This is a genomic window from Serratia sp. 506_PEND (assembly GCF_001076875.1).
Lineage (GTDB): Bacteria > Pseudomonadota > Gammaproteobacteria > Enterobacterales > Enterobacteriaceae > Serratia > Serratia marcescens.
Genome location: NZ_JVEL01000615.1, coordinates 1 through 5,729, shown reverse-complemented (window position 1 = coordinate 5,729; position 5,729 = coordinate 1). Strand labels below are relative to the sequence as shown.

The window sequence follows — 5,729 nt, the reverse complement described above, 5'->3', positions numbered from 1 at the left end:
GCGCAGGCGGCAGGCTTCGGTGACGCGAAAGCCGTGCACGAAGCTCATGTATATCAGGCAGTAGTCCCGTTCCGGGTTGCCCTTCTGTCGTTTTGCCGATTCGAGCAGACGCCCCACTTCCGTCTGTGTCAGGTATTTTCGCTGACTCACGGTCGTTACCTCCCAAGGTATGATTAGCATGATGATGATTGCAGGGGGGATTATGGGCTGTGGATGCGCGCGCGACAACCGCTATCCGTGCGCACTCTGCGGCAGGTTCATCAGGCACAGCATCGCTTGCCCTGCTGGAGACACGGATTCATCTGCATGCGGCTCAGACTCTGGAGTGTTTCACTTTATTGCGCATTGATGTACCAGATAACCAGATGCAGAGCGCTGATATGAATGAGCTGCCTGATCACTGGGCTGATGAAGACGCACCGCCAGCACTGGTCGTATACGGCGATGCCTGGTGGTTTTCCAAGGATTCGATAGCGCTGCGTGTCCCCAACACTCTATCGCCAGTGGAATATAACTACCTGTTAAATACTGAACACCCGGATTTTTACGGGATCATTCAGAAGGCTGAGACTATTTCGTTCCCGTTTGATATGCGCGCAGGTATTCAAGAGCTGGGGCACTGTTCAATTTTTTGATGGGCACCACTTTATCAAATACGTCAACTGATGAGCAGGCGACTCTCGTTGTACGCTTACCGCTTTCGCGATGAAATACCTGAATAAACATGGTTTCCTTCGATGTCAGTCATGCCAGAAAACCCTCAGTGCATGGTGTAAAGATGATAACCACTGCCCCCCGCGCTCCATGCTGAATTATCAGACGCCGTCTGTGTTTTCGTCAGCCTGAAGAAAGGGTGATTGCTCTGACATGACTCACTGAATATTGTATCTCATGCTGGCAATAGGTCAGCATAAGATCGCCAATGCTATTTATTAACAACTTAAAAGATAAGTCTTAATGCCCACTCTATTTTATCAAATGCTTCTTTTAGACTGTCCAACGAACGGGAATATGAAATACGCAGCGTACCTGGAAGTTTGAAGTTCTCACCTGGAGAAACTGCCACCCTGGCGGTTTCAAGAAGATAACGTGCCAGCTCAATGTCATTGTTGATGGTAACATTAGAAAACGAACGACCAAAATAGGCACTAACATCGGGTAAAACATAAAAAGCCCCTTTAGGCATTGAGCAGGTAATACCTGGGATAGCTCGCAGTCTCGACATCGTATATAAACGTCGCTTGTCATATTCCTTAATCATGCATTTAAGATGATATTGATCACCGGTTAATGCCACAGCAGCAGCCTTTTGAGAAATAGAGCAGGTCGATGATGTCATTTGGCTTTGCAATGCTTTAAACGCGCCAATGATCTCTTTCGAGGCAGCAGCGTAACCAATACGCCAGCCGGTCATGGAATACGCTTTTGACATTCCATTCACGGTGATAGTACGGCGGCGAACCTCTGGCGAAATGGATGCTATACTATAATGCGTTGCTTCATCGTAAATCATTTTTTCATAAATTTCATTTGATATGATATAAAAATCATGCTCACAGGCTAAATCAGCCAATTGCCTAAGACTGTGCTCACTATATACCGCCCCTGTTGGATTGTTTGGGGTACCAATAATAATCGCTTTTGTTTTATGGGTGATGGCGTTTTCTATAGCCTGAATGTCAAGTGAAAAATTATCATTGTATTTTACAGGAATAAATACAGGAACAGCACCTGTGAGATGAATCATTTCCGTGTAACTGACCCAGCAGGGTGTTGGTAGTAAAATCTCATCGCCTTCATCACATAAGGTCATCAGGGAACTAAAAATAGCCTGCTTGACGCCCACCGACGTACAAACCTCATCAACCATATATTTGATATTATTGTCTTTTTCCAGCTTACTTACTATCGCCTGGCGTAACTCAAGGGTTCCCTCACTGGGCGTATAACACGTGAAGTCTTCGGCGATTGCTTTGATGGCGGCGATTTTGATGTAATCTGGAGTTCCAAAGTCCGGCTCACCCATATTGAGAGAAATAATATCCTCCCCCTGCTTTTGCAGTTCGGCAACACGAGCTGCAAGTGCAGATGATGAAGAGCCCTTTATTTTTTTCATTCGATTTGATAAATCCATCGCAAATATCCTTAACATAAAAGTTCACAAATTCAAGACTTCGCAAGCACGAGTTTAATACATTGACTTTTACGGAGTATACGTAACTTCAGGGTCAAGGAATAACAACACCAGGAAAACAACGTTCAATATAATCAGAGATGATTTTTTTACTCCTTAGATAAGGTAAGTTCGGTATTAATAAAAATAAGCGACTCACCCGTGCATGCTAATATTCATCAGTGAGTTCACAGGGACCACGGATGACATTTCCCTCTCGACAATTCATATTATGAATGCCGTCGGTGATGGCATAACCCATAACCTTTTTCTTAGTACGGAGTTAACCATAAGCCGGTGCCATGAATGCCCTCTGACTGGGGTTACTCAGTATACATGCACACTTTTCGCCGAACATCCCTCTTGTCTGCCATCCTGTAATATAGGATATCGATAGGGTGGAACTGGTCGCTCGTATTGATTTGCATTGCCACATCTTGAAAAAACTCCGAATGATAACACTGAGGTTATACTATACGGCCCCCACACTTTCGCCAGACTTTTATCCGCCTGGTTTATGCATGGTTGCAGTTCCACAACACATCCAATGCCCCATTCCTCAGTGGATTTACCCCTATCTATCCAGATATCTCACCTATATTCAGTCCCCATGGTTTTTCCCACTGTATCGGCGCAGCGCTTTAATCAATTTCCCTGCTGCCGCCAGCTCAGCAGCGACAACCACAGGCGATATAACCTGCGGCAAGTAAGGTCAGACCACCTTTGTGGTGCCGCTTGTACCAGGTGAATCTGTGGTTGGCCCTCAGACTCTGAAGACGCGCCAGATGGAAAGTAACCCTGCCAGGCTGAAGTGTTTTCTGCGCGGTGGCAATTTTCCCTTTGGGGGAGATGCCAACAGCGCTCTGTCCCCCGTGATTCTTCGCCCATATTTATCGCTCACCGGGTCTTACCACAGGTTCGATGACGAGTTACTCATTATAGGGGGAACGCCGTGTCTGGAGAGCCTGGGCTAGTCTAGTGTGATCCCTCCTGCATTTAAGAAAGATACGTCTCAATATCAATTAAACGACCCGACGCTTTTGATTGCCCCCAAGTATTAGACAAACTAAGTTCGTTGGAAGGCAGGATCTCCCTTTGCCAACAGCATTTCCTCTCTTTTTCACCAGGATTGTCTATGTTTAAATTTACTGCGATTTTGACAGGTATTGACGCAGAAGAAATTAGAAATATCGGCCGATATGTTAATAACCGCCAACAGCCTTTTTTTACCGACGTCCTGCTGCGTTATCACCCCTATGTTATGCTCGGCGAGCTTAACCCCCACCGGTTTAAGGCTATACAGGACACGCTAACGGACTTGAAAAAACAAGGCATTCGTCTCCATTTGGCCTACAACGAAAACGACTTCCCCTGGGGGACGGGACAGGAACGCTTTTGTGATATCAGCGACAAGCATATTCTCCAGATTGCCAACTATCTTATCAGTGATATCCTGGAATATGATCTTGACGGCATCACCGTGTTTCCCCCCAGAATAATCACCGCATCTCACCAGCCATCTTCATCAAAGAACAGTGTGCAGGTGCTGCACAATATTCTATCCACTGTAAAATCGGCCCCCGAGGCACACGGGAAATATCTGGGGGCATTTTACCCAAGTCCGGGAGACGAAGGAGATACCAGACAAACAGAAGAGGACATATCGACTATTCTCGCGCCATTGATTGATGATATTTATATCGGAGATGACATTAAGCTGGCGCCTTCACTGATATCCAGAGCGCTCCCTCGCCTGGATATACACAGGCAAAGTTGCCACGAAGCATCAGAACGGCTTCGAGGCTGGGTGCATACCGGCTATCACGGCTTATCTATTGACGGGATGTTACTAGCCGCTCCTTACTCAGAATCACACCGAATTAAGAACATCGCAATGCTCACAGCACTGCTTCAGGTTATTACCAGTGAGCAAGGATATGTCCGTTACCTATGATATCTGGCTTGCTGCGGTACGAGCGCTACCACTCTTAGCGCAACCGCCTTTGCTTTTTCTTCACCAACCTGGTGAACGCGTCACAGGCTCGCCGAAGCGATGGCTTACAGGGTATCTGACCTCAACCTTGTTGTTGATGCAATCGTCCTGTGGAACAGGATCTATCTCTGGCGGACTATTGATGACGTTTGCAACCAGAGGATCATCATACCGGATGAACGGTTGTCCAGCGTGGCGCCGTTCCTGTGGGGCATATATCGCTCGCCGATTGAACGATACAAATCCGTTCGCACTAAGCACCTCAATCTCCAGATCTTCACTTTCCTTGGCGGGTGTTATTGCAAAAATGATCTAACCCGTTGATGATTTTGAAGTAAGCTCATGCGGTTAATCACCTGGTGCGGCTCCGTAACGCCTTGCACGTCCAACAGCTGCATGTGTTGCGCCATTTTTGCCGCCATTCGGCGAAAATCGGTCATTGTCATCGGCGTTTCCTTTTTACCGGTTTGGCAGGGCGCACAGCGGCGCAGGCTCCAGCGCGACCGTCTGGTTGTCCGGCGCACTGTCGACGCGCCTCGCGCTCAGGCCATATTCCGTCATGACACGAAGACGATGACGGCGTCACCCATGATGCGCAAGGGGACGGGATGCCGCTGGCGTCCTGGGCAAAGGCGACATGCCGCGTCGCGCCGACTACCCACTCCCGTGTCTCCATCACATCATGGTTCCAGCCCTGATCTTTCAGGGTTTGGGTCGCATCGGTCAACCGAACGCGATCGGACTGTTCCGCCCGCTTGCCGCTGCCGGGCGCCACAATAGGTCCAGGCCGTATTTTCGGCCACGCGCCGGTAAACGCGCCTTTGCTTTTGGGCGGTGCCAGCCCGCGAACAAGAAACCGCTTTTCGGCCTGGGGTGTGCCGGCGATACCCTCCAGGCGTGCCCGCCCCCCGACGCAAAAGATTAGTGGCGGATCTGCGTCAGGTCGTCAGCGCTCAGCCCGGTCATCGTCATCACCGCGTCGCGATCGAGGCCGTTGGCCAGCATGGTGCGGGCGATTTTCAGTGCCGCTTCGCGTTCACCCAACTGGATACCTTCCTGGCGCCCTCTTTCAATACCGCGCTGTTCACCCAGCTGGATACCCTGTTCGATACCCTTCTCGATACCTTTTTGTTCTAGCTGTTGTGCGATGGTCATCAGTTCCTCCTCGTGTTGCGGAACCCGCAGGGCCAGTTCGCGAACAAATGCCTGCGCATTCGCCGATTCACCGGCCTGGATAATATAGTGTATCAGCGAAATCACCTGCGGCGAAGAGAGATAGCCGGTCAGCAGAATGGCGGACAGCCTGTCGGTCAGTTCGGCCAGGTCGCGCCGGCGAATATGTTTCTGCAGCAGGGTCAGTGCGGCCATGCTGCGGTGACCCATAATCTCTTCGTCGGGAATGACCGTCACATCAACCAGCGGAAAATCGCCGGTGTACAGTTTTTCCGCCAGTGTGGGGTCATCAAACTCCTGCAGCCAGTTGGTGGAGTAAGGGTACGGGCTGCGTTTGCCGGTATAGAACAGGACAGGGATGACCAGCGGCAGGGTTTTGTGCCCGGCGTC

5 protein-coding genes and 2 pseudogenes are annotated in these 5,729 nt (G+C 49.5%); 3 read left to right on the top strand and 4 right to left on the bottom strand.

Annotated elements, in window-relative coordinates; genetic code table 11:
• Window positions 1–150 (bottom strand): annotated as a pseudogene (locus tag ADK28_RS33210) (DNA recombinase); the annotation flags it as partial.
• A gap of 59 nt (window positions 151–209) precedes the next feature.
• Here ADK28_RS33210 and ADK28_RS27950 point away from each other — a divergent pair.
• Complete coding sequence (locus tag ADK28_RS27950; RefSeq protein ID WP_048797265.1) at window positions 210–635, top strand: RES family NAD+ phosphorylase; 426 nt, start codon at window positions 210–212, stop codon at window positions 633–635.
• Window positions 636–940: 305 nt separating this feature from the next.
• Here ADK28_RS27950 and ADK28_RS27945 read toward each other — a convergent pair whose 3' ends face one another.
• The gene (locus ADK28_RS27945; RefSeq protein WP_048797264.1) at window positions 941–2,134 is read right to left on the bottom strand and encodes a pyridoxal phosphate-dependent aminotransferase; all 1,194 of its coding nucleotides are present in this window, start codon (window positions 2,132–2,134) and stop codon (window positions 941–943) included.
• Between the two features lie 1,174 nt (window positions 2,135–3,308).
• Here ADK28_RS27945 and ADK28_RS27940 point away from each other — a divergent pair.
• Entirely contained in the window at window positions 3,309–4,127 is an 819-nt protein-coding gene (locus ADK28_RS27940; protein ID WP_048797263.1) for a hypothetical protein, read from the top strand.
• A gap of 90 nt (window positions 4,128–4,217) precedes the next feature.
• A pseudogene (locus ADK28_RS33475) lies at window positions 4,218–4,490 on the top strand (hypothetical protein); the annotation flags it as partial.
• Here ADK28_RS33475 and ADK28_RS32600 read toward each other — a convergent pair.
• The gene (locus ADK28_RS32600) at window positions 4,463–4,612 is read right to left on the bottom strand and encodes a hypothetical protein (RefSeq protein ID WP_187181807.1); all 150 of its coding nucleotides are present in this window, start codon (window positions 4,610–4,612) and stop codon (window positions 4,463–4,465) included. The pseudogene ADK28_RS33475 and the gene ADK28_RS32600 sit on opposite strands and share 28 nt — an antisense overlap.
• A gap of 475 nt (window positions 4,613–5,087) precedes the next feature.
• On the bottom strand, window positions 5,088–5,729 hold a 642-nt coding region (locus ADK28_RS27930), incomplete at its 5' end, for an Rpn family recombination-promoting nuclease/putative transposase (RefSeq protein WP_048797261.1).

Bases quoted from the DNA above. Each gene is read 5' to 3' on its own strand.
- ADK28_RS27945 (WP_048797264.1), bottom strand. From the start codon at position 2,134: ATGGATTTATCAAATCGAATGAAAAAAATAAAGGGCTCTTCATCATCT.
- ADK28_RS27940 (WP_048797263.1), top strand. From the start codon at position 3,309: ATGTTTAAATTTACTGCGATTTTGACAGGTATTGACGCAGAAGAAATT.
- ADK28_RS32600 (WP_187181807.1), bottom strand. From the start codon at position 4,612: ATGACAATGACCGATTTTCGCCGAATGGCGGCAAAAATGGCGCAACAC.